We start from the raw sequence: 23,856 nt of genomic DNA on the forward strand, positions 1-23,856 counted from the left end.
ACGGCCGCGACGGGCGAGGCGTTCGGCGGCAGCGGCACCGCGCGCCCCAGCGTTCCGGCGTCCACCGCGACGACGCCGGCGACCACGGCGTGCCGCTCGGCGGCGAGGTAGCCGGCGGCGAGGACGACGAGGTCGGCGGCGGTGAGCGTGATGTTGAGGGCGGTGAGGCGCTCCTTGGGGGCGGTGGTGCTGCGCAGCTGGACGAGGGCGATGAGGAGGAACCAGCCGCCGAGGGCGCCGAGCGCGGCGACCGTGGCGTCGTCCTCGTCGACGGCGAGGACGGCGCCGGTCGTGGTGAGGCCGGCGGCGGCGGCCAGCGCGATGCCCTCGCGGGCGGGCCACATGCCGTTCAGCCGGAACCAGCCGGCGGCGGTGACGGCCTGCAGCAGGGCGACGGCGAGGGCGAGCCCGGGGCGTACGTCGAGCGCGGCGGCGACGGCGAGGAGGGCGGCGAGCACGGCGGTGAGCGCGGCGGGCTGCGGACCGGGCGCTATGAGGACGGAGGTGCCCTCCTCGCGCAGCACCTCGGCGGGGGGCTTCGGCCGGCGGAGGGTGGGGGCGCCGTAGAGGGTGCCGGTCTCGGGGCCGCCGGGGCCGGCGAAGCCGGCTGCGGCGGCCCCGGGCGCGGGGGTGCGGCCGGCGGCGGGGATGTCGGGGTGGGGGTCCGCGGGGTCGGTGTGGGGGGTGGCGTGGCCGGCTGCGGTGCCGGGGGCCCCGGGTACGGCGCCGGGGTGGCCTGCGGCGCCGGGGTGCGGGTCCGCGTTGCCGGGGTGGCCGGGGGCGGAGGCGGGGTGGGCGCCTGCGCTGCCGGGGTGGCCGCCCGGGGCGGCGTGGGCCCCGGTTGCGGCGCCGTGGGTGCCCGTCGGTGCGCCGGGATGGCTGGCGGCGCCGAGGTGGGGGTCCGCGTTGCCGGGGTGGCCTGCGCCCGGGGCCTGTGCCCCGGTGCCGCCGCGCTCCCAGCCGTCGGGCCACTGCGCGCCGTCCCCGCCCGCCGGGTCGTGGTCGGTGATCGGTGGCAGGTAGGCGGTCTGCTCGACGGCTGCCCCGCCGCCGGTGCCGCCGTGCGGCGCGGGGCCGCCGCCTGCCCCGGGACCGCCGTATCCGCCGGCGCCGTCGGCCGGCACCGGCGGGAGGTACGCGGTCTCGTCGACCGCCCCCGCCGCCGGCGGCCCGCCGTGCACCAGCGCCACGCCGCCCGCGCCGCCGTCCGCGCCGTTGGCATACCCGGGGCCGTGCTCACCGTGCCGCCCCGCGCCCGCGCCGTCGAGGCCGCCGCCGTACGCCGCCGCGTGCCTGCCCGCACCCGCGCCGCCGCCGTACGATCCGCCGGGTCCGCCCGACTGCCCCGCACCCGCGGGGACCTGACCGCCGCCGTCGTATCCCGGGCCGTGCCCGCCGGCCGGGCCTCCGGCCAGAGGGCCGTGGCCGCCGCCGTACGCGTCCTGGCCGTACCCCGAGGCGTACCCGGACCGCCCCGCACCACCGCCGTAGGCGTCTCCGTACGGCCCCGCGTCCGGCACCGGCGGCAGGTACGACGTCTGCTGGGCCGCCGCCGACTCCTCGTGGAGGGCCATCCCCAGCTGCGTCTCCGGGCCGCCGTAGCCGTCGTCGCCCTGGCCGGCCGCCGGCGGGAACTGCGTGTGGCCGCTCGGGGCGCCGCCGGCCGGGGCACCCGCATCGCCGCCCGGGCCGGCGCCGTCGCGCTGCTCCTCGTCGTACGGCGCCCAGCCCGTGGGGGCCGACGGGGCCGCAGACCACGGCGGGGGGTCGTGTCTCTGGTCGCTCATCGTGCGCCTAGCCTCCCGCGAACGGGGGCAGGACCTCAACCGTCCCCCCGTCCGCCAGCGCCACCCCCGCGTGGTCCCGCGCCCCCACCGCCCGCCCGTCCACCAGGAACGAGCAGCGCGCCAGCACCTGCGCCAGCCCCTCCCCGTGCCGGCCCCGGGCCGCGGCCAGCGCCTCGGCCAGCGTGTCCGCCGCGTAGGGCTCCTCCGCCGTCCCGGCCGCGGCCTTGGCCGCCGCCCAGTACCGGATGGTGCCGTTGGCCGTCATGACGTGGCGACCCCCTTCGGGTCCCGGCCGGATCCCCGGCCGCCTCGCGTGCTCGTGCTCCGTACGCCCCATCATGCCCCTGGCGAAATCGTTGTCGCCCCGGGCAACCATCGACGTACGCTGCGGGCGTGCTCGTCCGCATCCTCCGCGCGCATCTGCGCCCGTACCGCCGGGACCTCGGCTGGGTCGTGGCGCTGCAGCTGGTGGCCACGCTGACGACGCTCTACCTCCCCACGCTCAACGCCGACATCATCGACCACGGCGTCATCCCCGGCGACAACGGCTACATCCTGCGCACCGGCGGCTGGATGCTCGCCTGCAGCGCGCTGCAGTTCTGCGCCGCGGCCGGCGCCGTGTTCTTCGGCGCCCGTACGGCCACCGCCCTCGGCCGCGACGTGCGTGCCGCCGTCTTCGACCGGGTGCAGTCCTTCTCCGCCCGCGAGATGGGCCGCTTCGGCGCGCCGTCGCTGATCACCCGCACCACCAACGACGTGCAGCAGATCCAGATGCTCGCCCTGATGACGTTCACGATGATGGTGACGGCGCCGATCATGTGCGTCGGCGGCGTCGTCATGGCGCTCAACCAGGACGTGCCGCTCACGTCCCTGCTGCTGGTCGTGGTGCCGCTGCTGGGCGTCGTCGTGGCGCTGATCGTGCGCCGCATGCGCCCGCTGTTCCGCAGCATGCAGAAGCGCATCGACGAGGTGAACCGGATCATGCGCGAGCAGATCACCGGCATCCGCGTCATCCGCGCCTTCGTCCGCGACGCGCACGAGCGGCGGCGCTTCGGCCGGGCGAACGCCGACCTGCGGGACGTGGGGGTACGGGCCGGGCGGCTGATGGCGCTGCTGTTCCCCACCCCGATGCTCGGGGTGAACCTGTCGAGCGTCGCCGTGGTCTGGTTCGCGGCCGGGCGGATCGACAGCGGCGCCATGGACGTCGGCGCGCTGACGGCGTTCCTGTCCTACCTGATGTACATCCTCATGAGCGTCATGATGGCCACGTTCATGTTCATGATGATCCCGCGCGCGGAGGTCTGCGCCGAGCGCATCCAGGAGGTGCTGGACACCGAGTCCTCCGTCGTCCCGCCGGCCGCCCCTGTGCCCGCGGCGGCCGAGCCGCGCGAGCGCGGCCGGCTGGACGTCCGGGGCGTCGAGTTCCGCTACCCGGGCGCGGAGGAGCCGGTGCTGAAGGACGTCGACCTGGCGGCCCGCCCCGGGCGTACGACGGCGGTCATCGGCAGCACCGGCAGCGGCAAGTCCACGCTGCTGGCGCTGGCGCCGCGGCTGTTCGACGCCACGGCGGGCAGCGTCGCCGTCGGGGGCGTGGACGTACGGGACCTGGACCCGGCGGCGCTGGCGCGGGCCATCGGCTACGTACCGCAGCAGCCGTACCTCTTCAGCGGCACCGTCGCCTCCAACCTCCGCTACGGAAAACCCGACGCCACCGAGGACGAGCTGTGGGACGCGCTGCGCGCCGCGCAGGCCGCGGACTTCGTCGCCGCCATGGACGGCGGCCTCGACGCGCCCGTCGCGCAGGGCGGCTCGAACGTCTCCGGCGGCCAGCGGCAGCGCCTCGCGATCGCCCGCGCGCTGGTGCACCGGCCGGACATCTACCTCTTCGACGACTCCTTCTCCGCCCTCGACTACGCCACGGACGCCGCCCTGCGCGCGGCGCTCGCGCGCCGGCTGGGGGACGCGACGGTCGTGATCGTCGCCCAGCGGGTCGCCACGATCCGCGACGCGGACCGGATCGTGGTCCTGGAAGAGGGCCGGGTGGCCGGCACGGGGACGCACGCGGAGCTGATGGTGGCGAACGAGACGTACCGCGAGATCGTGCTCTCGCAGCTGACCGAGAAGGAGGCCGCGGCATGAGCACGCCGGGGAAGAGCCCGGGGCCGGGTTCGGGACCGGGTGCGGGGCCGGGGTCCGGGCCGGGGCCGGGGCCCGGCCCGCGCCCCGGGGGCGGGCCCATGCGCATGTTCAGCGGCCCGCCCGTGGAACGCTCCATCGACTTCCGCGGCTCCGCCCTCCGCCTGCTGCGCACCCTGCGCCCCGACCGCACCCTGATCTGGGCCGTCCTCGCCCTCGGCGCCGGCAGCGTCGCGCTCGTCGTCGCCGGCCCCAAGCTCCTCGGCCACGCCACCGACCTCGTCGTGGCGGGCGTCTACGGCGACCGGGTGGACACCGGCTCCGCCCGCCCCACCGACGGCATCGACTTCGACGCCGTCGGCGTGACGCTGCTGTGGGCGGCCCTCGTCTACGTCGCCGCGTGGGGGCTCGGGCTCGTCCAGGCGCGGCTGACGGCCGTGATCGTGCAGCGGGCGGTCTTCCGGCTGCGCGAGGAGGCGGAGGCCAAGCTGTCGCGGCTGCCGCTGTCGTACTTCGACCGCAACCAGCGCGGCGAGATCCTCTCCCGGACGACGAACGACATCGACAACGTCGGGCAGTCGCTGCAGCAGACCATGGGCCAGATCGTGACGTCGCTGCTGACGATCGCCGGGGTGCTGGCGGTGATGTTCTGGATCTCGCCGCTGCTGGCGGTGGTCGCGCTGGTGACCGTGCCGCTGTCGATCACGGTCGCGACCCGGGTGGGCAAGCGGGCGCAGCCGCAGTTCGTGGCGCAGTGGGCGGCCACGGGCAAGCTGAACGCGCACATCGAGGAGATGTACACCGGCCACTCGCTCGTCCGGGTCTTCGGCCGCCGCGACGAGGCCGCGGAGACCTTCCGCGAGGAGAACGACGAGCTGTTCCGCGCCGGCTACCGGGCGCAGTTCATCTCCGGCCTGATCCAGCCGGCGATGATGTGCATCGGCAACCTCAACTACGTCCTGGTCGCCGTCGTCGGCGGCCTGCGGGTCGCCTCCGGGGCGCTGTCGATCGGCGACGTGCAGGCGTTCGTGCAGTACTCGCGGCAGTTCAGCCAGCCGCTGGGGCAGATCGCGTCGATGGCGAACCTGGTGCAGTCGGGCGTCGCGTCGGCGGAGCGGGTCTTCGAGCTGCTCGACGCCGACGAGGAGGAGCCGGACGCCGAGCGGCCGGCCCGCCCGGCGGCACCGGTGCGGGGGGAGGTGGCGTTCGAGGGCGTCTCGTTCTCGTACGACCCGGAGAAACCCCTGATCGAGGACCTGTCGCTGACGGTGCGCCCGGGCCAGACGGTGGCGATAGTCGGCCCGACGGGGGCGGGGAAGACGACGCTGGTGAACCTGCTGATGCGGTTCTACGAGGTGGCGGGCGGCCGGATCCTGCTGGACGGCGTGGACGTGGCGGAGATGCGCCGCGAGGAGCTGCGGGCGCAGATCGGGATGGTGCTGCAGGACACCTGGCTGTTCGGCGGCACGATCGCGGAGAACATCGCGTACGGGGCACCGGCGGACACCCCGCGGGACAGGATCGTCGCCGCGGCGAAGGCCACCCACGTCGACCGCTTCGTACGGACCCTCCCGGACGGCTACGACACGGTGCTCGACGAGGAGGGCGCGGGCGTCTCGGCGGGCGAGAAGCAGCTGATCACCATCGCCCGGGCGTTCCTGGCGGAACCGGCGATCCTGGTGCTGGACGAGGCGACCAGCTCGGTGGACACGCGCACGGAGGTGCTGATCCAGCACGCGATGGCGGAGCTGCGCACGGGCCGCACGAGCTTCGTGATCGCACACCGGCTGTCCACGATCCGCGACGCGGACGTGATCCTGGTGATGGAGGCGGGGAGCATCGTGGAGCAGGGCACGCACGAGGAACTGCTGGCGGCGGAGGGCGCGTACGCGCGGCTGTATCAGGCGCAGTTCGCGGAGCCGGTTGCAGAAACGATCTAGGTCACCCGTACGGGTGGGCTTCGTCCCGGACCGATGATCTGCCCGGCGCCGGCGGGCGAGACTGGCCGCGACCTGGAAGGGGGTGCACCATGACGGTTATGGCAGAGCACACGGCACGCGCATCGCAGATGACGGTCGAGGAGTTCGAGGAGATCGCCAAGGCTGCCGAGAAGCTGAACGACACCGTCAGGTTCGAGTTCATCAACGGACGGATCGGGGCCAAGGGCGTGCCGGACGGAGATCACAACGAGATGGTCGGCTGGCTGCTGGAGCGGTGTATCCAGAGCGGGAACGGCCTGCGGCCGTATACGAGCGACCTCGGTCTCGAAGTCGACGAGTACCGCAGCGGCCGTGCACGACCGGATCTTGCGTTCGCCCCGGCGGGCAGTTTCGCCGGGCAGGGCGACTGGGCCGATCCCGATCCGCTCGTGATGATCGTTGAGGTGACCTCGTACGACTCGGACACCAACCGGCGGGACCGTCAGGACAAGCCTGCCGCGTACGCGGTCGTCGGCATTCCGGTCTACCTGCTCATCGATCGCGATGCGTGCACCCTGACCGTGTACAGCGACCCCTCTTCACATGGCTACCGTGACATCCACTCGGTCGAGTTCGGCGCCAGGGTCACCCTTCCGAAGCCGGTAGGGATCGAACTCGACACCGAGGAACTCAAGAACTACGTCCGCTGACCGCCTCCGCCACCCACGCGGCGATCCGCCGCAGCAACTCATCACCCGCCGCGTTCTCCGCGTGGCCGAACCCCTCCTCCAGCCACAGCTCCGCCCCTCCCGGCGCCGCCGCCGCGGCGGCGAGGGCGCGGGGGTGGTCCAGGGGGAAATAGCCGTCCCGGGTGCCGTGGACGACGAGCAGGGGCACCGGGGCGATCAGGGGGACCGCGGCGGTGGGGGAGAGGGGTTCGGGGTTCCAGCGGCGGTGGTGGACGCGGGTGTGCAGGGCGAGGCGGGAGACCGCGCGGCCCGCGCGGCGCTCGACGATCCAGTGCAGCCGCCGCATGGGCGCCGTACCGCGGTAGTACCAGCGGGCCGGCGAGCTGACGGACACGACGGCGTCCGCGTACGCCCCCGCCGCCGCCCCCGCCCCCTTGCGCCCCCCGCGCCCCCGTCCGTCCCCGTGCGCCGGTCCGCGGTACAACGCGCCGTGCCGCAGCACCACCGACCCGCCCATCGAGAACCCCACCGTCGCCACCCGCCCGTGCCCCAGCGACCGCGCCCACGCCACCGCCGCCGCCAGGTCCAGCACCTCCCGGTCTCCGACCGTCGACCGCCCGCCGGACCCCCCGTGCCCGCGGAACGAGAACGTCACCACCCCCGCACGCTGCGCGAACACCGCCGCCGCCCGCCGGATCGCCGGCCGCTCCAGGGCGCCCGTGAAGCCGTGCGCCACCACGACCGCCGGGCCGCCGGGGCCCGGCCCCGGCTCGTACGCCGCCGCGATCGGCACCCGGTCCGCGGCGCGCAGCCACGCCGTGTGCGACGGCGGTGCCGGGGGCGGGACGGCCGGGGAAGGACGCGGTGCGGGGTCTCGCCGGTCGGACGAAGCCTCGGAGGTGGCGCTCATGTGGGCTATTCTGTCCTCTGAAGGATCCGGGCAAGGTTGCCCCCGGGTCCTTTTGTGCGTATCTGCACCCTTTGAGGAGGCCGAAGCAATGGGCGAACGCAGAGGCAGAGCTGAGACCCCGACGACCGCGATCAACGCCGCCGCCGCGCGCCGGGAGGTGCGCCCGTGAGTTCTCTGCTGCTTCTGACGAACGCCCTGCAGCCCTCCGCCGAGGTGCTCCCCGCCCTCGGCCTGCTGCTCCACAACGTCCGGGTGGCGCCCGCCGAGGGCCCTGCCCTGATCGACACCCCCGGCGCCGACGTGATCCTCGTCGACGGCCGCCGCGACCTGCCGCAGGTGCGCAGCCTCTGCCAGCTGCTGCACTCCACGGGCCCCGGCTGTCCGCTGATCCTCGTCGTCACGGAGGGCGGGCTCGCCGCCGTCACCGCCGAGTGGGGCGTGGACGACGTCCTGCTGGACACCGCGGGGCCGGCCGAGGTCGAGGCGCGGCTGCGGCTGGCGCTGGGCCGGCAGCAGCTGCCCGCGGACGACAGCCCCACCGAGATCCGCAACGGCGACCTGACGGTGGACGAGGCCACGTACAGCGCGAAGCTCAAGGGGCGGGTGCTGGACCTGACCTTCAAGGAGTTCGAGCTGCTGAAGTACCTCGCGCAGCACCCGGGCCGGGTGTTCACCCGGGCCCAGCTGCTGCAGGAGGTCTGGGGCTACGACTACTTCGGCGGCACCCGCACCGTCGACGTGCACGTGCGGCGGCTGCGGGCGAAGCTGGGCCCGGAGAACGAGTCGCTGATCGGCACGGTACGCAACGTCGGCTACCGCTTCGTCGTGCCGGACAAGGCGGAGAAGAAGGCCGAGAAGAAAGCCGAGGCGCAGGCCGAGCGGCAGGCCGGGAGGCAGGGGACGCCGGAGCCGGAGGGCGCGGCGCAGGAGTCCCGCCGCTCCCGTACGTAGCCGCCCCGAGCCGTGGCCAGAGCTTGACGGCGCGGGGTAGTGCGCCGGGTCATCACGCGTAGACTTGCGCCGTGGCCAAGGTGACGCGGGACGACGTGGCACGACTGGCGGGCACCTCGACCGCGGTCGTGAGCTACGTCATCAACAACGGACCCCGGCCGGTCGCCCCGGCCACCCGGGAGCGGGTGCTCGCCGCGATACGGGAGCTGGGCTACCGCCCGGACCGCGTGGCCCAGGCCATGGCCTCCCGGCGTACGGACCTCATCGGCATGATCGTGCCGGACGCCCGGCAGCCGTTCTTCGGCGAGATGGCGCACGCGGTGGAGCAGGCGGCGTCCGAGCGCGGAAAGATGGTCCTCGTCGGCAACTCCGACTACCTCGACGACCGCGAGGTCCACTACCTGCGGGCCTTCCTCGGCATGCGCGTCTCCGGGCTGATCCTCGTCAGCCAGGGCCCGAGCCCGGCCGCGGCGGCGGAGATCGACGCCTGGGACGCCCGGGTGGTGCTCATGCACGAGCGCCGGGACCAGCCGGAGGACCTGGTCGTCGTCACCGACGACGTCGGCGGCGCCCGGCTGGCGACGAGCCACCTGCTGGAGCACGGCCACGCGTACGTGGCCTGCCTCGGCGGCGTCGAGACCACCCCGACCACCGGCGACCCGGTCACCGACCACGTCGAGGGCTGGCGCGTCGCGATGCGCGCGGCGGGCCGCGCCACGGAGGGCCGGCTCTTCCAGTCCCCGTACAACCGCTACGACGCCTACCAGCTCGGCCTGAAGCTCCTCGCCGGCCCGGACCGCCCGCCGGCCCTCTTCTGCGCCACCGACGACCAGGCGATCGGCCTGCTCCGGGCGGCCCGCGAACTGCGCATCGACGTCCCGGGCGAGCTGGCGGTGGCGGGCTTCGACAACGTCAAGGAGGCCGGCCTGACGGACCCGCCCCTGACGACGGTCGCCTCCGACCGCCCGGCGATGGCCCGCGCGGCGGTCGACCTGGTCCTGGACGAAACCCCCCTGGCCACCCGCCGCGAACGCCTGAAGCAGTTCCCGTCCCACCTGGTAACCCGCCGCTCCTGCGGCTGCCCGTAGCGGGTACCCCTGACGTCAGCTCCGCCCCGACGGAAGCCTCAGCCGCACCCACACGCACTTCCCGATCCCGTTCGGGCGCCGATAGGTACCCCAGTCATCCGCAAGCGCGTCGACCAGCGCCAGGCCGCGCCCGCTCTCGTCGTCGACGCCTGCGATCCGGGGCAGCGGCAAGTCGTTGTTGGCGTCGGCCACTTCGATCCGCAGGGCCCCGGTATCGAGCGTGAACCGAGTGCCCACCCGCCGCCCCGGCGGGACCCGTCCGTGGCGCACCGCATTGGTGACGAGTTCGGAGAGCAGTAGTACTGCCGTCTCGGCCGTCCTGCTGTCCACCTGCCAGCGAGCGAGCTGGATCCGCAGGACGTCCCGTGCTCGGCCCGGACTCTTCGGGTGGCGAGCGAACAGATGAACAGCGGTGGCGAGGCCGGAGTCATGGGCCGTGGCCTGTGGATCCCACGGTGCGGGCATCGTGGCCTCCTTGCTGCGCTCTTCGCGCTACGTGGCTACGAATCAACTTTGCGTTAGCTTCCTCGCATGCTGAGCAACTTGCAAGTGGAACGGAATATTTGACTTGCATGGCACTCGGATGAGTATCGTTGCGATCACCGTGTGAGTACGCGTACGAAGGGTGGGCTGTGGCTGCGGAACAGAGGCCGACCGTGCGTCGGCGTGTACTGGGCGCCAACCTGCGTCGGCTGCGGGAAGACAAGGGCCTCCACTTGGAGGACTCGGCGGAACGGTTGGGTTGCCATCCGGCGAAGGTGAGTCGCATCGAGGCCGGGCGCAGCGGGATTCGGCAGCTCGATCTACGGGTGCTGCTTGACCTCTACGGCGTCACCGGCGACGGTGAGCGAGACGGATGGCTGGCACTTGCGCGGGAGGGTCGACGGCAGCGGTGGTGGCGGGTTCTGGAGGACCAACTGCCCCAGGACTTCCTGGATCTCGTCGGGCTGGAGGACGAGGTGTACGAGTGTCGCGGCTTCCAGCCGGGCATCGTCCCGGGGTTGTTCCAGACGGAGGGCTACGCGACAGCAGTGATCCAGGGCGGATCCACGGGCGACCTGGACGTCGAACAGAGGGCGAAGCTTCGCGTGCGGATGGAGCGTCAAAAGGCTCTGTTTCGTTCGGCCCCCGCGCCTCTCAAGGTGTGGATGGTGCTCGGCGAGGCCGCCCTCCGACAGCAGGTGGGTGGGCCGGAGGTGCTTCGTCACCAGTTGCTTCATCTCATCGAGATGGGACGGCTTCCGAACGTGACGCTGCAGGTACTACCCTTCACGGCAGGTGCCTACCTGGGTGGGCCGTATCCCTTCTTGATCTACAGGTTTCCGCCTCCCGCGGCCCTGGAAGTCGTGCTCCTGGAGAACTTCGCGAGTCACGCCTACCTGGAGGCCAGGGAGGATACGGCGCGGCTGGGCAGCGCCTTCGATCACATCCGGGCCACCGCTCTCAGCGCGCTGGAGTCCGAGTCTCTGATCGGCACGATTGCGAACGAACTACCTCGTCCCTAAGGAAGAGTCCGTGTCATCTCGTTCCGAGTGGTTCAAGAGTTCCTACAGCGGCCAGAACGGTGAGTGTGTCGAGGTACGCCTGGGCGCGGATGGGGTCGGCGTACGAGACAGCAAGGACCCGGAGGGGGGCATGCTCGGTGTCGGCTGTGGTGCGTGGGCTGACTTCGTCGCCGCGCTCAAGCGTGGAGAGTTCCCGCAGATGTAGGTCGCCTCGGAGAGGGCTCGGCGCCCCATCGTGACGACTTGGGAGGTGCACGGTATGAACTCTGGAGTAGGCAGCGTTGCTTGGCACAGGTCCAGCTATAGCGATGAGGCCGGCACCTGCGTTGAGATCGCGGCCATAAGCCCAGAGCGCCGCGCCCGTCCGGGACAGCAAGGACTCCGCGGGCGGTGTGCTCGCTGTCAGCGACGTCGCCTGGGGCGACTTCGTCGCGGCCGTCATGCGCGGGGAGTTCCCGCAGGCGTAGCTCCGCAAGGGACGGACCGAGGGTGAGTCCTTCGGCCAGGAAGAGGTGGATGCGGGCGGTGGAGCTGAGGATGATGGTGTAGAAGCCGAGGGGGCGCCAGGTTTCGGCGGTGACGCCGGCTTCCTCGCGCTGTGCGCACTCTTCGGGGCTCTCCTGGACTTCGCGGCGTCCGCCGGGATGGACGACTACGAGGTACGCCACTTCCACGGCTGGTACCGGCACCTCACCCTGGCCCAGCTGGCCGCGGCGTTCCTGGCCGTCCAAGCCGCCGCCGAACGCCGTGACGCGCAAGCCGATCCACCCCACACAGGGGGACCGAAGTGACCCCACCGTCCCCGACGGACTCATCCCGATCACGCTGACCGCCTTCGAAATCGCCTGCCTCCTCGCTTTGATGGACCGTCAACCATCCCCCGAGCAGCAGATCCGCCACGGTCTGTACTGGTCCCGATGGCGCCGCCGCCACCAAACCGTCGCCCGCGCCTGCCACCACAGACGACGCCGACGCCAGCACTCCACCCGGCCACCACCCACGACCACACCACGACCTACAGCAACCACCACGATCTACGACTGAAGGGACAGAGTGGTGAATGGCCCTCACCGGCAAGACTGCCGCCGCTGCGGGGCCGTAGGTCAACCAGCTTGGCGGCCTCCATCGACCTGCCACAAGCCGAAGTAGCCCGCGCTGGCGGCCCACGGCGCCTGGCTGTGACGCCGCCCGGCTGTTATGGGATCTTTCCTATTCTCGGCGAGACGGTTGCCGACGCGCTCGAAGATGGATGGCGCCAGTCCTCTAGGCGCTCCTTCTGCCATTGACCGTTGCGACAGACGAATCCTTGGGTGGGGTTAATCATGTCCCATTCCCCCTCGTCGACACATATGCTGCCTTCGCTGGGAGCGGGGCCATCGCCCCACTTCCAGGATCCGCCATACTGTCCACACCATAGTTCGGTTCCGTGACGGGTCACGGCTGACTCGTTCGGATGGCAGGTTGGGTTCGCCCACCCCCCGTCCGGATGCTTCTCCGGGGTCATGACGACGGTGGGCGTTGGACTGGGAGACGGTTCAACGCACTCGACACCAGTTGGCTGCGATGGCGACTTTGACGCTTCCCAAGCACACAGTGCTGCCTGTTGAGAAGCGCGGGGATGAGTTGAAGGGTTGGTAGAGACACCGGAATGTTCACCGCATGCTGCAACAAACAGCAGTAAACAGAGGCCGAGTACCACGCTGCAGTGCCGAGGCAGCGTCATACTGTGGGACGATGCGTGTACCACCCGACGTACTCTCGAGGGCGCGGCGCAGCGGCGACATTTTGAGATTCTAGTTACGACTGCTGCGTGGGTTGACTCTGGAGCGCTCCGGTGTGGCGCTGTGCCCCTGGGGAACACGTCACAACTCCTCTCCGTCGTCGGTAACGTCCTCCCAGTCGATCAGGTCGTCGTCGCCCTGGTACGGTCGGTAGCCGTCGATTTGTTCAACACGATCCAGGGCTTCAGCGGTGTGGTGCATGAGCGCAGTGATTGAAGTCCACATGGGGTGAGAGGACAGGGTTGAGTCACCTTCCCGTGTGTGTTCATGCACGCGCCCGTCAGAGCCGGGGGCGGTGTCGACGTATAGTGCACCGGCACTGCCATCTGAGGCGAAGGGCACCCAGTGTCGGCTCCATGGTGCGAACGTGGATTCTCCCCAGGCGCTGCGCTTCGTCTCGAACTTGAGAATAATCTCCTGAGTGCCCAGCAGTAGGTAGAAGGGCGGAAAGGGGAAGGTACTGCCATTGTGACGTTTGAGAAGTTCGACTATCTCCGGCGGCAGCTGAACAGCGATCCGCTCCTGCACGGTCTCGATTTCCTGTGGCGTAGCGGGGGCAGCCAAGCTATCGGTACGTTCGCGTTCATGCACCCATCGCTCGATGCTTCTCCAGGATTCACTGATGGGGCGGAGATCCATGGCGCCTCCTCGTGGATGTCGAGCCGGTGGTGGCAGCGCATCCTACTGCAGGCTGCCACCACCGGCTATGCTGCGACGGCTACTCCACCGGTACGAAGTTCTTGCTGGAGCGGGTACCTCCGCTCCAAGGGACCAACCGGAAGGACACGAAGCGGGGCTTGTAGATGCTCGTGTCCAGGAAGTGGTCGCTGAAGTCGAACGTGTTCACGTTGTATGACAGGGTCCACCTGTCACCAGACTGCAGCGTTGGATGCGCATGCGCATTATAGGCAACCACCTGCGGGTCACCATAGCTGCCCCACAATCCGACTTCTGGCATCCGGTACACTTCGTCGTTATCGACCCAGAATCCGAAGGAGTAGGGGTCGCAACCGCTCCAGAGCCGGATCTTGGAGCTGAAGGCTTCAGTGCTGTCCTGACTGATGACCACGAACTGATCCCTCCACGGCGTCACGCTGTACTCGTTCATGACACCCGGCAGGTACTTCGTGCCGTCCTTCTCGTTCTTCATCCACTTGTCCGGGACCGTTTCAGATTTCTTGATGAACTGCCAATTCTTGACGTCGGAGAGATCCTTACCGTACACACGGGCGATATGCATCTTCTTGTTTCTTTTTTCGTTGCTTACACCATAGATGTAGGTGTAGTTGTCTCCGCTGCGCCCCTTGGGTAGAAGTGCAGATCCCCATGCCACACCGATCTCCGACGGGAGTGGGTCGATCCAGATTGGCCTTTTGAGGTTGGATAGCTCGAACGTAGCGACCACATTGCGCACGAATTCCAGCGGCAGCTCCGTTCCGTCGTGGGTGTGGCGGTACTCCTGGAACACGACCTGAAGGTACTTTCTGCCGTCGATTGTGGCTATCATGCCGTCTCCGAGCCAGTACCAACGTTCACCTTTGATGGTCGGCGGCATGATAGCCATCGGATTGCTTGAACTGCCCCTCTTGATGGTCGAGAGACTGCCGCCGCTCTGGGCCACAAAGCTACTGTTGATGATCTTTGCGTTTTCAGGTCGACTTCCGTCTGCATTCTCTGGTCCCAGAAATGTGTCTGAGAAGAGGAACAGGCGACGCCCGTCGGGGAGATCGACGGAGTAGGTAGAGTCGCCTCCGGTCCAGCCACTTGCTGTTGATTGGGCATAGTTGAGAAACTTTTGCTCCGGCGCAGCCTTGCGTTGCACCTCCTTAATCTGTGGCAGGTCGCCACTGCACTGACGATAGTTCACCTGTGCGGCAGCGCCGGACGGTTCCGAAGGGCCCTTATAGGGTGTGCCGTCCGGGTTCACGAGCTTGACATAGAACACGTCTTGCGTCCGGAGCATGCGCTGGTCGCGATAGAATTCCGAAAGCTTGCTGCCGGCATTTGAGTTATGCCGGTCGTTCATGGCTTCGACCGCATAGTGCCTATTTGGACTCTGGCCGTCGCTACCCGTTTTCGCTCCTTCGGCAGTTGAAGCGAACGGGTATTCATCACACGATTTTGTTTCGCCTTTCGAGTATCTGTACCCGAAATACCTCTTGCATTCGGCAATGGCCTTTCCTCGATTCGCCTTGCGATTAGCTTCGGTGGTACGGCGCAGCGTGCGCCCGCTCGCGACGGAGCCCGGTATTCTCTTGTTGTTGTTCTTGGTTACCGGGAAGGTTTTGTTGGGCTTATTCTGCGCCCTCCATATCAACTCACCGGACTCCTTCGTGGAGCCGTCCACAGGTAGAGTGAAGGTTTCGTCGACGCGATGGTACACGCAGCCATAGGAAGGTCTACCGGTAATGTAGGTTGCGGAGTCGCAGCGGAACTGGTTCCCGGTGACCGTTGTAGAATTCGATGCGCCGGTGAGCTTAAAGGCGAAGCTGTACCGCGAGATGTCGTCCGGGTGGCTGCTTCCCGTGGGCGATGTGAAATCAATCCACGTATACCGTCCTTCTGTTGTACGCCAGGATGCAACGGTTTTCGTCGCACCTCCACTGACATCGCAAGGTGTCGATTCACTGGTATTGGCAGTGCATCGTCCGTGAATGCTCAGCGGCACACTCTCAGGGAAATTTCCCGTCTTCCCCTTGACTTCGACTCGCACTGTGACTTTATGGGTTCTGTCTGTGGTGCTGTTTCCTTGTTTCGCCTCGCCCGAAAAGGTGAGCCTGAGCGAAATCTCTCCGTCGGGTGCACACCCTTTGCAGGGTAGATGTAGGTATGGGACAGTGGCGAACTTGCACCAGTTCCAGTGATCCAGTACGGCGCCAACTCCGCCGTCAGCACCCGGTGCTTCGCCCTCGCACCTTGAGATGCTCATAGGAAGCACGCCGTCATTCTCGGCTCTGAGTTTGGCCACATAGTCGGTCCGCTCTTGAGCCTCTGTCCTATTTTCCTTGGCTGGTGTACCCGCTGGATTAGCCACCGCAGGCGGAGAAGGCGAAGATTTCCTCGCCTGCCCCTGGCTGGAGTGTGGCGACGTCAGCTTTCCTATGCCGGAGGCATGCGTAGGTTCTGCGCTGCCCTCGTCAGGTGCCTCCTGCGCGATGCTGGTCGCAGGGGCGAGCAGTAAGACGGAGAGTACTATTGCCCAGAATAGTTTGAATGATCTCACCCGGTAACCTCTCTGCCACTCGTAGGCGCAGCAGCGCCTTCGGAAAGGAACGGAATGTGGAGGGGGTGGCTCGGGGGTGTCATACGGTGACCGACACGACCTCGATATGGTCTGTGAATGTCAGGCGCAAGCGGTGAAGCAAGCCAACAATGAAGGGCAGACGTTTACGGACAGGTGATCATTGAGAATCGCATCGCGACATATCCGTCTGACACAGTAGCGTCACTTCGCCCCCACCCATAACTGCGGTTACGCTTCGCCGATGGGATCAGACCTAGTGTGATCGGGGCAAGGGTGCATGCTGGAAGCTCGCGCGATGTAAGGGGTGTTTCAGCCAACGTGGGTCTTCTAGTGTTTCGTGATCCTGATTGCGTTACTCAGGTTGAACTCGCGGATTTCGGGGCCCATGACGATTCTTGATCGGTGCGGTATGACGTCGTCATGCGGTACGCGCATGGGGGCGGACCGTCCCTTCAGTCGTAGATCGTGGTGGTCGCTGTAGTTGGTGTTGTGGTCGTAGGTGGTGGCAGGCGCGGGCGGCGGTTTGGCGGCGGCGCCATCGTGACCAGTGCAGACCGTGGCGGATCTGCTGCTCGCGCGATGGTTGACGGTCCATCAGGGCCAGGAGGCGGCGATTTCGAAGGCGGTCAGCGTGATGGGGATGAGTCCGTCGGGGAGGGTGGGGTCACTCCGGCCCTCCTGTGTGGGGTGGATCGGCTTGCGCGTCGCGGCGTTCGGCGGCGGCCTCACGGCCGGGAACGCCGCGGCCAGCTGGGACAGGGTGAGGTGCCGGTACCAGCCGTGGAAGTGGCGTACCTCGTAGTCGGCCATCCCGGCGGCGGACCTCGCGAGCTTGATCGCTTCCTCCACCCGCCAGCGGGCACCCGGTACCAGCACGAGGTCTTCCACCGTCGTGTCCTGCGGGCCCCAGCTCAGGTAGTAGTCCCGCTCGTCGGGCGTGTCGGGGCGGCGCCGGGTCAGCAGCCAGCGGGCGGTGCCGCTGCCGACCGGCGTGTCCGGAGCGGGGATCCGGTGCACCCACCACTGCCAGGTACGGGAGTCCAGCTGGGACGGGCCGGCGGGAAACTCGACCCAGTCCTCCTCGGCCGCGCAGCGTTCGATGAGGCGGGCAAGGTGGCGCCAGCCGGGGCGGGGCAGCACACCCTGGTTGGCCTGCACCGTCACCACATAGGGCAGGCGCGCCTCCTCCAGGTGGCGGCGGAAGGCGCCGTCGCGGCCGTAGACCTCGTCCGCGGCCACCCACACCCGTCCGGCGGGCAGGGCCGGCACCGCCCGGTCGATCATCTGCTCGGCCAGGCGCGGCTAGACGGCGAAGGCGACCCGGTCGGGAACACGCGCGCGGCGACACCGCTGACGGTCCTGTGTCCACTCCCGGGGCAGGTACAGCTCCCGGTCGATCAAAGCCTGGCCGGTACCGGTCGCCCAGGCGGCCATCACCCCCACATGGCAAGGGAAAACTCCGCCCAGGGCACCGGAGTACTAGCGTGCCACCCCGGCCGAGACGGTGCCGCGCTTGGCGAAGCCGGTCTCATCGACCACCAGCACGTCCGCTCCACCGGGCCCGGCCCCCACCCCGCCGTCCTCCAGCCCAGCGACCACGTAACGGCGGGTGAAGTCCCGCAGCGCATCCGCGTCCCACACGGCGCGATCCAGCAGATGCTGCTGGCCCCAGGGGGTGTCCTCACCGATGTACTCGGAGATCTGCCAGCCGTTCTTGCGGGACAGCTGGGCCAGCAGGCCGCGCACGCACGCCGCCGCCCGCCCCCACAGATCGGTGCGAGGAAAGATCCAGGCGATGTCGAGCAACAGGTCATCGAGCCGGTCGGCGACACCCTCCGCGCGCTCCAGGTCCGTCACATCCACCGGCAGATCGAGCAACTCCGCCTCCACGCCGGGCAGTTACCCACGGCCTGAGATCGACGAACTACAGCGACCACCGCGATCTACGACTCGACCCGCGTGATCAAGCGGAAGCTGAAGAAGATCCAGTACAGGCCTCACCTGATCGACGGCTGCCTCCCGCCCACCGGCCTGATCATGGACAGAGAACCGAGCTGGTTGTCCGGCCAAGCTGTTGGATGAACACGCCCGGAAGGGAGAGCGCCCATGGCCCGTCGGGTGCGCTTCACCGGCACGGACAGCGAGGCCGGCCTGAAGCTCCTCGCCGGCCCGGACCGCCCGCCGGCCCTCTTCTGCGCCACCGACGACCAGGCGATCGGCCTGCTCCGGGCGGCCCGCGAACTGCGCATCGACGTCCCGGGCGAGCTGGCGGTGGCGGGCTTCGACAACGTCAAGGAGGCCGGCCTGACGGACCCGCCCCTGACGACGGTCGCCTCCGACCGCCCGGCGATGGCCCGCGCGGCGGTCGACCTGGTCCTGGACGAAACCCCCCTGGCCACCCGCCGCGAACGCCTGAAGCAGTTCCCCTCCCACCTGGTAACCCGCCGCTCCTGCGGCTGCCCGTAGCGGGCACCCCGGGCGTCAGCTCCGCCCCGGCGGACGTCTGGGCTGAGCCCGCACGCACTTCCCCGCCCCGGCGTCACGCGGGGGCGGCGAGCGGCGGGTGCTCCAGCAGGCGGGGCTTGTACTCGACCATCTGGGTGCGGCCGTCGAAGGTGCGGTGGTCGGTCATGTCGAGGGCGACGTCCGGATAGCCGTCGTAGATGCGTTCCGCGCCGGTGGCCCCGGTGATCACCGGGAACATCACGACCCGGAAGCGGTCGACGAGTCCGGCCCGTAGCAGGGACCGGCACAGGCTCAGGCTGCCGATCGTGCTGAGGAGCCCCGGGCCACCCGCCTTCATGGCGCGGACCGCCTCGACGGCGTCGTCGCGGACGAGCGTGGTGTTGGCCCACTTCAGCGGCTCCTCAAGTGAGGAGGAGAACACCACCTTGGCCGCTCGCGTCAGCTCGTCGAGGGACGCCTCCTCTTCGGGCCTGAACTCGTCCTGGCCGTTCGGGACCGCGCCGGTGACGAAGTCCGACATCTTGCGGTAGGTGGTCGCTCCCATCAGGAGGGTGGACTCGGGCTGCTCGCCGAGCCACGCGAAGTACTCCGGGCCCTCAAGGCCCCAGAACCCGGGCCATCCCTCTCCGGACGCGTAGCCGTCGAGGGAGGTGATGAAGTCGACGAGAAGCTCCGACATGGCGGTGTCCTTTCCTGGGGTGTCACCAGTCCTGACCCGCCGGGAGCCGCAAACTCATCGGTCGCGTTACCAACCGTCTCGGGGCCGCCCCGTCGAGGGGGCGGCTTTATATCGGGCATACACGGTTTTACTTCGCTTCTTACGTCCGTCTCAGACGCCTCTCAGAATCCCGGTGGATCGTCGAAGGCATGACGGAGCACACATACCGCACCAGCACCCAGCCCGACTTCATCGCCGGCCGCGACGGGGTCCTGCCCGCCGGCCCGGCGGGTGCCGGGCATCCGCCCCAGAACCCGGCTGCCGGCGGCGCCGGCGGGCACGGCGGGTTCGGCTCGCCGCCGGCGCCGCCCACCGGGCCACCGCCGCGCAGGCGGGCCAGGGGGCCCGCCGGCCTGCTCGTGGTCGACACCGTCCTCGCCGTCGTCTTCGGCGGCGGCAGCGCCGCGCTCGTCGCGGGGGTGACCGACTCGTCCGGTACGGCCGGCGGCAGCGTTGCCGGCGCCGCCAGCGGGACGCAGGTGTCCGCCGGGAGCAAGGGCACCGTCGCCGGTGTCGCCGAGGCGGTGAGCCCCAGCGTCGTGGAGATCCAGGCCGCCGGGACCGCCGGGCAGGCGACCGGGTCCGGGGTGGTCGTCAGCAAGGACGGCGAGATCCTCACCAACAACCACGTCGTCGCCGGCGCCCAGCAGGTGCAGGTCACCTTCAACGACGGCTCCACCGCCGCCGCCGAGGTCGTCGGCACCGACCCCGACCTCGACATGGCCCTGATCAAGGCGCAGGGCAAGAGCGACCTCAAGCCCGCCGTCCTCGGCGACTCCGACTCCCTCCGGGTCGGCGACGAGGTCGTCGCCATCGGCTCCCCCGAGGGCCTCAGCGGCAGCGTCACCAGCGGTATCGTCTCCGCGCTCGACCGCGATGTGACGGTCGAGAAGGAGCCGGAGCAGCAGCGGGGCGGCGGGGAGTGGCCGTTCGGCTTCGGCGGCGGGCAGTACAACGGGCGGCTCGGGTCGCAGACGACCACGTACCAGGCCATCCAGACCGACGCCTCCCTCAACCCGGGCAACTCCGGCGGCGCGCTCGTCGACATGCAGGGCCGGATCGTCGGCATCAACTCGGCGATGTACGCGCCGCAGGACGGCTCCTCCGCCGGCAGCGTCGGGCTCGGTTTCGCCATACCCGTCAACGATGTGAAGCAGATCCTCCACGACCTCAGGAACAATTGAGGCCGTGACCGAGCAGCAGCAGCGCATCCTGATCGTCGACGACGAGCCGGCCGTACGCGAGGCGCTGGAGCGCAGCCTCGCCTTCGAGGGCTACGGGACCGAGTCGGCCGTCGACGGTCTCGACGCCCTCGACAAGGCCGCCTCGTACCGCCCCGACCTCGTCGTCCTGGACGTGCTCATGCCGCGCATGGACGGGCTGACCGCCGCCCGCCGGCTGCGGGCGGCGGGCGACAAGGTGCCCATCCTCATGCTCACCGCCCGCGACACCGTCGGCGACCGCGTGACGGGGCTCGACGCGGGCGCCGACGACTACCTCGTCAAGCCGTTCGAGCTGGACGAGCTGTTCGCCCGCATCCGCGCCCTGCTGCGCCGCCGCGGCTACGCCGAAGCCGAAGGCGGCGAGCAGCCCGGCGCGGCCGCGACGCTGGAGTTCGGCGACCTGCGGATGGACCTCGCCGCCCACGAGGTCACCCGCGGCGGCCGGCCGGTGGAGCTGACCCGTACCGAGTTCACGCTGCTGGAGCTGTTCCTCAGCCACCCGCGGCAGGTGCTCACCCGGGAGCAGATCCTCAAGGCGGTCTGGGGCTTCGACTTCGAGCCCAGCTCCAACTCCCTCGACGTGTACGTCATGTACCTGCGCCGCAAGACGGAGGCCGGCGGCGCCCCCCGGCTGGTGCACACGGTGCGCGGCGTCGGCTACGTCCTGCGGGCCCCCGAGGGCGACGCCGGGAGCGGCGGGAGCGCCGGGGGCGGCGGGGGCGGCGGGGCCCGCCCGGGCGCCGGCAGGTGACCTCCCGCTTCGGCCGGCTGCCGCTGCGCTCGCGGCTGGCCCTGCTCACCGCCGCCGCGGTGGCGGTGGCGGTGGCGGCGTGCGCCGTGGCGGCCTGGTTCCTGGTCCGCGCGCAGCTGCTGTCGTCGCTCGACGAGGAGCTGGACAAGACACAGCCGGCGACGCGGATCCAGTTCGAGAACGGCAGGATCCGGTGCCCGCAGTCGGTGCCGGAGAACACCGGGCCGTTCACCGCCACCGGGCCGACGGTGCAGCTCGTGCTCGCCGACGGCGACCGCTGCTACCAGGACGGCGAGCAGCTCGTCGACGTGCAGGAGCAGGACACCCGGGTGGCCGCGGGCGAGCTGGCCTGGACGGCGCACAACACGACCGCCGACGACGGTACCGAGTACCGCGTCCTCACCCGCCCGGCGCCGCGGCTGCCGGGCGTCGCGTACACCGTGGGCCGCCCCCTCAGCGAGGTCACCGACCCCCTCGACACCCTCGCCCTCGTCCTCACGCTGCTCGCCGCCGGCGGCGTCGTGGCCTCCGGCGTCGCCGGGGTGGCGCTCGCCCGCGCCGGGCTGCGGCCCGTGGAGCGGCTCACGCACACCGTCGAGCACATCGCCCGCACCGAGGACCTCTCCGTCGAGATCCCCGTCGAGGGCGACGACGAGATCGCCCGGCTGTCCCGCTCGTTCAACGCCATGACCGCCGCCCTCGCCACCTCCCAGGACCGGCAGCAGCAGCTCATCGCCGACGCCGGGCACGAGCTGCGCACGCCGCTGACCTCGCTGCGTACGAACATCGAGCTGCTCGCCCGCAGCGAGGAGTCCGGCCGCGGGCTGCCGCCGGGCCAGCGCCGGGAGCTGCTGGAGTCGGTCACCGCGCAGATGACCGAGCTGGCCGCCCTCGTCGGCGACCTGCAGGAGCTGTCCCGCCCGGACGCGGCGCCGGACCGGGCGCAGCTGGCGGTCGTGGCGCTGGACGACATCGTGGCGCGGGCGGTGCGGCGGGTGCGGCTGCGGGCGCCGGAGGTGCGGATCGCGGTGGAGCAGGCGCCCTGGTACGTACGGGCCGAGCCCGCGGCGCTGGAGCGGGCCGTGGTCAACCTGCTGGACAACGCGGTGAAGTTCTCGCCCCCCGGCGGCAGCGTCGAGGTCTCCCTCGGCGGCGACGGGCTGCTGCGGGTGCGCGACCACGGGCCGGGGATTCCGGAGGCGGAGCTGCCGCACGTGTTCGAGCGGTTCTGGCGCTCGCCGTCGGCGCGCAGCCGGCCGGGCAGCGGGCTCGGGCTGTCGATCGTGGCCCGTACGGTGCAGCAGGCCGGCGGCACCGTGGTGCTGCGCCGGGCGGACGGCGGCGGGACGGAGGCGCTGCTGCGGCTGCCGGGGGCGCCGGAGCCGCCGCCGGGGTCCTTATCGGCGATACGCGGGCGGGGGCGCCCGGCGGAGCCGGACTGACCGGAGACCGGCTCCCCCGGCTGCTGCTCAGGAGTGCCGGTGGTAGGCCTTGTTGGCGATGAGCCAGCGGCCGTCGGTGCGGACCAGCAGGAAGACGTCGGTGAACCGGGCCGCGCCGTGCGCGAGCGTCATGGTTGCGGTCGCGACGGTGCCGTGGACGTCGACGGCGTCGACGCGGCGGGAGCGGGCCGGCTCGTCCGGGGCCGGCCGGCCGGGGAAGAGGGCGCAGTACTCGTCGAGGGACCAGGAGACGAACGCGTCGTCGCGGATTCCCTCGATGCGGGCGCTGGGCAGGAAGGCGTCGCGGAAGTGGGCGGGGTCGCCGGTGGCGTGTCCGCGGACGTAGGCGCGGAGCGGTTCGAGTACGGCGTCCGCCACGCCGGGGGCCGTGGCGGCGGCGGCGATGTCGGCTTCGGCGCGGGCGGGATCGTCGTCCAGACCGCCGGCGCTGCGCAGCGGGGCGGGGGACGCGGCGGCTAGCAGGGCCATGTCCTTGGCGAGCGCACCGATGGTGAACTCGGCGGCGGCCGTGCCCGGCGGGTCGGTGAGGAAGGGGCGCTTGCGGGCCACGAGCCCGCCGAGCTGCCCGAGTTCGAGGATGTCCAGCACCTCGTCGCGCGGCAGGCCGAGGGCGTCGGCCTGCCGCAGTGAGTCACCGAGCGCGCGGACGGCGCCGGCGAGGCTGTGGTTGGCGACCAGCTTGAGCGCGGCGGCCGCGGAAGCGCCGTCGACGGGCCGCACGGTGCCCAGCGCGTCCAGTACGGGCCGCGCCCGGTCGAGCGCGTCCTGCTCCGCGGCGGCGAGAATCCGCAGCCCGCCGGTGGCGACGGCCGGCACGGAGCCGAGCACGGGCGCGTGGACGTAGGACGGACCGAGCCGCCGGGCCAGCTCCGCCGCTTCGGCGGGGGCGATGGTGCCGGTGTTGAGCACGATCGTGTCGCTTCGCAACGAGGCGCGCACCGTGTCGAGGACCTGCCGGCAGGCCGGCCCGTCGAACAGCGCCAGGAGTACGAGGCCGGCCTGCGACACGGCGTCGTTCGGATCGGCGGTCGTCCTGACGGTGTCCGACGTGCGCCCGGAACGTGTCCAGCCGACGACGTCCCGGCCCTGGGCGGCCAGTCGGGTCGCGATCGCCGTGCCCATGCGCCCCAGACCGAGGACGGCGACCGTGTGCGGTGTGGTCATGCGCCCCAGAATGGTGCACCCGAAGGACTGCGACAAGCGCAGGCTGCGCAGGTCAGCCCTG

21 protein-coding genes and 3 pseudogenes are annotated in these 23,856 nt (G+C 70.4%); 14 read left to right on the top strand and 10 right to left on the bottom strand.

Annotation, left to right across the window (positions count from 1 at the left end):
• Positions 1-1,787 (bottom strand): hypothetical protein (locus ABD317_RS10745; RefSeq protein ID WP_344289561.1); only part of this gene is annotated, 1,787 nt, incomplete at its 3' end.
• 7 nt (positions 1,788-1,794) lie between these two features.
• The gene (locus ABD317_RS10750) at positions 1,795-2,052 is read right to left on the bottom strand and encodes a MoaD/ThiS family protein (RefSeq protein WP_027753191.1); all 258 of its coding nucleotides are present in this window, start codon (positions 2,050-2,052) and stop codon (positions 1,795-1,797) included.
• Between the two features lie 128 nt (positions 2,053-2,180).
• Between ABD317_RS10750 and ABD317_RS10755 the strand changes: the two genes are divergently transcribed.
• The 3 genes from ABD317_RS10755 (at position 2,181) to ABD317_RS10765 (ending at position 6,552) form a co-directional block, all read left to right on the top strand.
• The gene (locus ABD317_RS10755) at positions 2,181-3,926 is read left to right on the top strand and encodes an ABC transporter ATP-binding protein (protein WP_344289562.1); all 1,746 of its coding nucleotides are present in this window, start codon (positions 2,181-2,183) and stop codon (positions 3,924-3,926) included.
• Between the two features lie 98 nt (positions 3,927-4,024).
• On the top strand, positions 4,025-5,863 hold the full coding sequence (locus tag ABD317_RS10760) for an ABC transporter ATP-binding protein (protein WP_344289563.1): 1,839 nt from the start codon (positions 4,025-4,027) through the stop codon (positions 5,861-5,863).
• Positions 5,864-5,952: 89 nt separating this feature from the next.
• A complete protein-coding gene (locus tag ABD317_RS10765; protein WP_344289564.1) occupies positions 5,953-6,552 on the top strand; it encodes a Uma2 family endonuclease in 600 nt (199 codons plus the stop codon).
• On the opposite strand, the gene ABD317_RS10770 is transcribed toward ABD317_RS10765, so the two are convergent.
• On the bottom strand, positions 6,533-7,441 hold the full coding sequence (locus ABD317_RS10770; protein ID WP_344289565.1) for an alpha/beta hydrolase family protein: 909 nt from the start codon (positions 7,439-7,441) through the stop codon (positions 6,533-6,535). The two genes, ABD317_RS10765 and ABD317_RS10770, sit on opposite strands and share 20 nt — an antisense overlap.
• Positions 7,442-7,606: 165 nt before the next feature.
• On the opposite strand from ABD317_RS10770, the gene ABD317_RS10775 reads away from it, so the two are divergent.
• A complete protein-coding gene (locus ABD317_RS10775) occupies positions 7,607-8,392 on the top strand; it encodes a response regulator transcription factor (RefSeq protein ID WP_344289567.1) in 786 nt (261 codons plus the stop codon).
• Positions 8,393-8,463: 71 nt separating this feature from the next.
• Positions 8,464-9,480: a substrate-binding domain-containing protein gene (locus tag ABD317_RS10780; protein WP_027753197.1), complete on the top strand. Its 1,017-nt coding sequence runs from the start codon at positions 8,464-8,466 to the stop codon at positions 9,478-9,480.
• A 15-nt stretch (positions 9,481-9,495) separates the two neighbouring features.
• On the opposite strand, the gene ABD317_RS10785 is transcribed toward ABD317_RS10780, so the two are convergent.
• On the bottom strand, positions 9,496-9,945 hold the full coding sequence (locus ABD317_RS10785; protein ID WP_344289568.1) for an ATP-binding protein: 450 nt from the start codon (positions 9,943-9,945) through the stop codon (positions 9,496-9,498).
• Between the two features lie 167 nt (positions 9,946-10,112).
• On the opposite strand from ABD317_RS10785, the gene ABD317_RS10790 reads away from it, so the two are divergent.
• The 5 genes and pseudogenes from ABD317_RS10790 (at position 10,113) to ABD317_RS37810 (ending at position 11,776) form a co-directional block, all read left to right on the top strand.
• Positions 10,113-10,985 carry a helix-turn-helix domain-containing protein gene (locus ABD317_RS10790; RefSeq protein ID WP_344289569.1) on the top strand — a complete coding sequence of 291 codons (873 nt, stop codon included), beginning with the start codon at positions 10,113-10,115 and terminating at the stop codon, positions 10,983-10,985.
• Positions 10,986-10,995: 10 nt separating this feature from the next.
• Positions 10,996-11,190: a DUF397 domain-containing protein gene (locus ABD317_RS10795; RefSeq protein ID WP_344289570.1), complete on the top strand. Its 195-nt coding sequence runs from the start codon at positions 10,996-10,998 to the stop codon at positions 11,188-11,190.
• Between the two features lie 54 nt (positions 11,191-11,244).
• Positions 11,245-11,304 (top strand): annotated as a pseudogene (locus ABD317_RS10800) (hypothetical protein); the annotation flags it as partial.
• Positions 11,305-11,377: 73 nt separating this feature from the next.
• Entirely contained in the window at positions 11,378-11,452 is a 75-nt protein-coding gene (locus ABD317_RS10805) for a hypothetical protein (protein WP_344289583.1), read from the top strand.
• A gap of 45 nt (positions 11,453-11,497) precedes the next feature.
• A complete protein-coding gene (locus ABD317_RS37810) occupies positions 11,498-11,776 on the top strand; it encodes a hypothetical protein (protein WP_425582329.1) in 279 nt (92 codons plus the stop codon).
• A gap of 1,071 nt (positions 11,777-12,847) precedes the next feature.
• On the opposite strand, the gene ABD317_RS10820 is transcribed toward ABD317_RS37810, so the two are convergent.
• The 4 genes and pseudogenes from ABD317_RS10820 to ABD317_RS10835 form a co-directional block, all read right to left on the bottom strand.
• A complete protein-coding gene (locus tag ABD317_RS10820; protein WP_344289571.1) occupies positions 12,848-13,405 on the bottom strand; it encodes an SMI1/KNR4 family protein in 558 nt (185 codons plus the stop codon).
• A gap of 79 nt (positions 13,406-13,484) precedes the next feature.
• On the bottom strand, positions 13,485-15,149 hold the full coding sequence (locus ABD317_RS10825; protein ID WP_344289572.1) for a NucA/NucB deoxyribonuclease domain-containing protein: 1,665 nt from the start codon (positions 15,147-15,149) through the stop codon (positions 13,485-13,487).
• 1,455 nt (positions 15,150-16,604) lie between these two features.
• Positions 16,605-17,306 carry an IS701 family transposase gene (locus ABD317_RS10830; RefSeq protein WP_425582330.1) on the bottom strand — a complete coding sequence of 234 codons (702 nt, stop codon included), beginning with the start codon at positions 17,304-17,306 and terminating at the stop codon, positions 16,605-16,607.
• Positions 17,307-17,312: 6 nt separating this feature from the next.
• Positions 17,313-17,900, bottom strand: a pseudogene (locus ABD317_RS10835) (IS701 family transposase).
• A 252-nt stretch (positions 17,901-18,152) separates the two neighbouring features.
• Between ABD317_RS10835 and ABD317_RS10840 the strand changes: the two are divergent.
• A pseudogene (locus ABD317_RS10840) lies at positions 18,153-18,476 on the top strand (substrate-binding domain-containing protein); the annotation flags it as partial.
• A 73-nt stretch (positions 18,477-18,549) separates the two neighbouring features.
• On the opposite strand, the gene ABD317_RS10845 reads toward ABD317_RS10840, so the two are convergent.
• Complete coding sequence (locus ABD317_RS10845; RefSeq protein WP_344289574.1) at positions 18,550-19,155, bottom strand: dihydrofolate reductase family protein; 606 nt, start codon at positions 19,153-19,155, stop codon at positions 18,550-18,552.
• Between the two features lie 188 nt (positions 19,156-19,343).
• On the opposite strand from ABD317_RS10845, the gene ABD317_RS10850 reads away from it, so the two are divergent.
• From ABD317_RS10850 to ABD317_RS10860, 3 genes are read left to right on the top strand one after another with little or no spacing between them, the layout of a single operon-like run.
• Complete coding sequence (locus tag ABD317_RS10850) at positions 19,344-20,378, top strand: S1C family serine protease (protein WP_344289575.1); 1,035 nt, start codon at positions 19,344-19,346, stop codon at positions 20,376-20,378.
• A gap of 4 nt (positions 20,379-20,382) precedes the next feature.
• Positions 20,383-21,168: a response regulator transcription factor gene (locus ABD317_RS10855; RefSeq protein WP_344289576.1), complete on the top strand. Its 786-nt coding sequence runs from the start codon at positions 20,383-20,385 to the stop codon at positions 21,166-21,168.
• Positions 21,165-22,610 (top strand): sensor histidine kinase, encoded by a 1,446-nt coding sequence (locus ABD317_RS10860; RefSeq protein ID WP_344289577.1) that lies wholly within the window; start codon positions 21,165-21,167, stop codon positions 22,608-22,610. Before ABD317_RS10855 ends, ABD317_RS10860 begins: the two co-directional genes overlap by 4 nt.
• Positions 22,611-22,637: 27 nt before the next feature.
• Here ABD317_RS10860 and ABD317_RS10865 read toward each other — a convergent pair whose 3' ends face one another.
• Positions 22,638-23,795, bottom strand: coding sequence for a nuclear transport factor 2 family protein (locus ABD317_RS10865; protein ID WP_344289578.1), 1,158 nt, complete (start codon positions 23,793-23,795; stop codon positions 22,638-22,640).
• Between the last annotated feature and the right edge of the window lie 61 nt (positions 23,796-23,856).

Origin of the sequence: Streptomyces synnematoformans (genome assembly GCF_039531005.1) — a bacterium.
Lineage (GTDB): Bacteria > Actinomycetota > Actinomycetes > Streptomycetales > Streptomycetaceae > Streptomyces > Streptomyces synnematoformans.

Excerpts from the sequence above, each read along its gene's own strand:
- ABD317_RS10750 (WP_027753191.1), bottom strand. The coding sequence starts at position 2,052 with ATGACGGCCAACGGCACCATCCGGTACTGGGCGGCGGCCAAGGCCGCG.
- ABD317_RS10760 (WP_344289563.1), top strand. The coding sequence starts at position 4,025 with ATGCGCATGTTCAGCGGCCCGCCCGTGGAACGCTCCATCGACTTCCGC.
- ABD317_RS10765 (WP_344289564.1), top strand. The coding sequence starts at position 5,953 with ATGACGGTTATGGCAGAGCACACGGCACGCGCATCGCAGATGACGGTC.
- ABD317_RS10770 (WP_344289565.1), bottom strand. The coding sequence starts at position 7,441 with ATGAGCGCCACCTCCGAGGCTTCGTCCGACCGGCGAGACCCCGCACCG.
- ABD317_RS10785 (WP_344289568.1), bottom strand. The coding sequence starts at position 9,945 with ATGCCCGCACCGTGGGATCCACAGGCCACGGCCCATGACTCCGGCCTC.
- ABD317_RS10820 (WP_344289571.1), bottom strand. The coding sequence starts at position 13,405 with ATGGATCTCCGCCCCATCAGTGAATCCTGGAGAAGCATCGAGCGATGG.
- ABD317_RS10845 (WP_344289574.1), bottom strand. The coding sequence starts at position 19,155 with ATGTCGGAGCTTCTCGTCGACTTCATCACCTCCCTCGACGGCTACGCG.
- ABD317_RS10850 (WP_344289575.1), top strand. The coding sequence starts at position 19,344 with ATGACGGAGCACACATACCGCACCAGCACCCAGCCCGACTTCATCGCC.
- ABD317_RS10865 (WP_344289578.1), bottom strand. The coding sequence starts at position 23,795 with ATGACCACACCGCACACGGTCGCCGTCCTCGGTCTGGGGCGCATGGGC.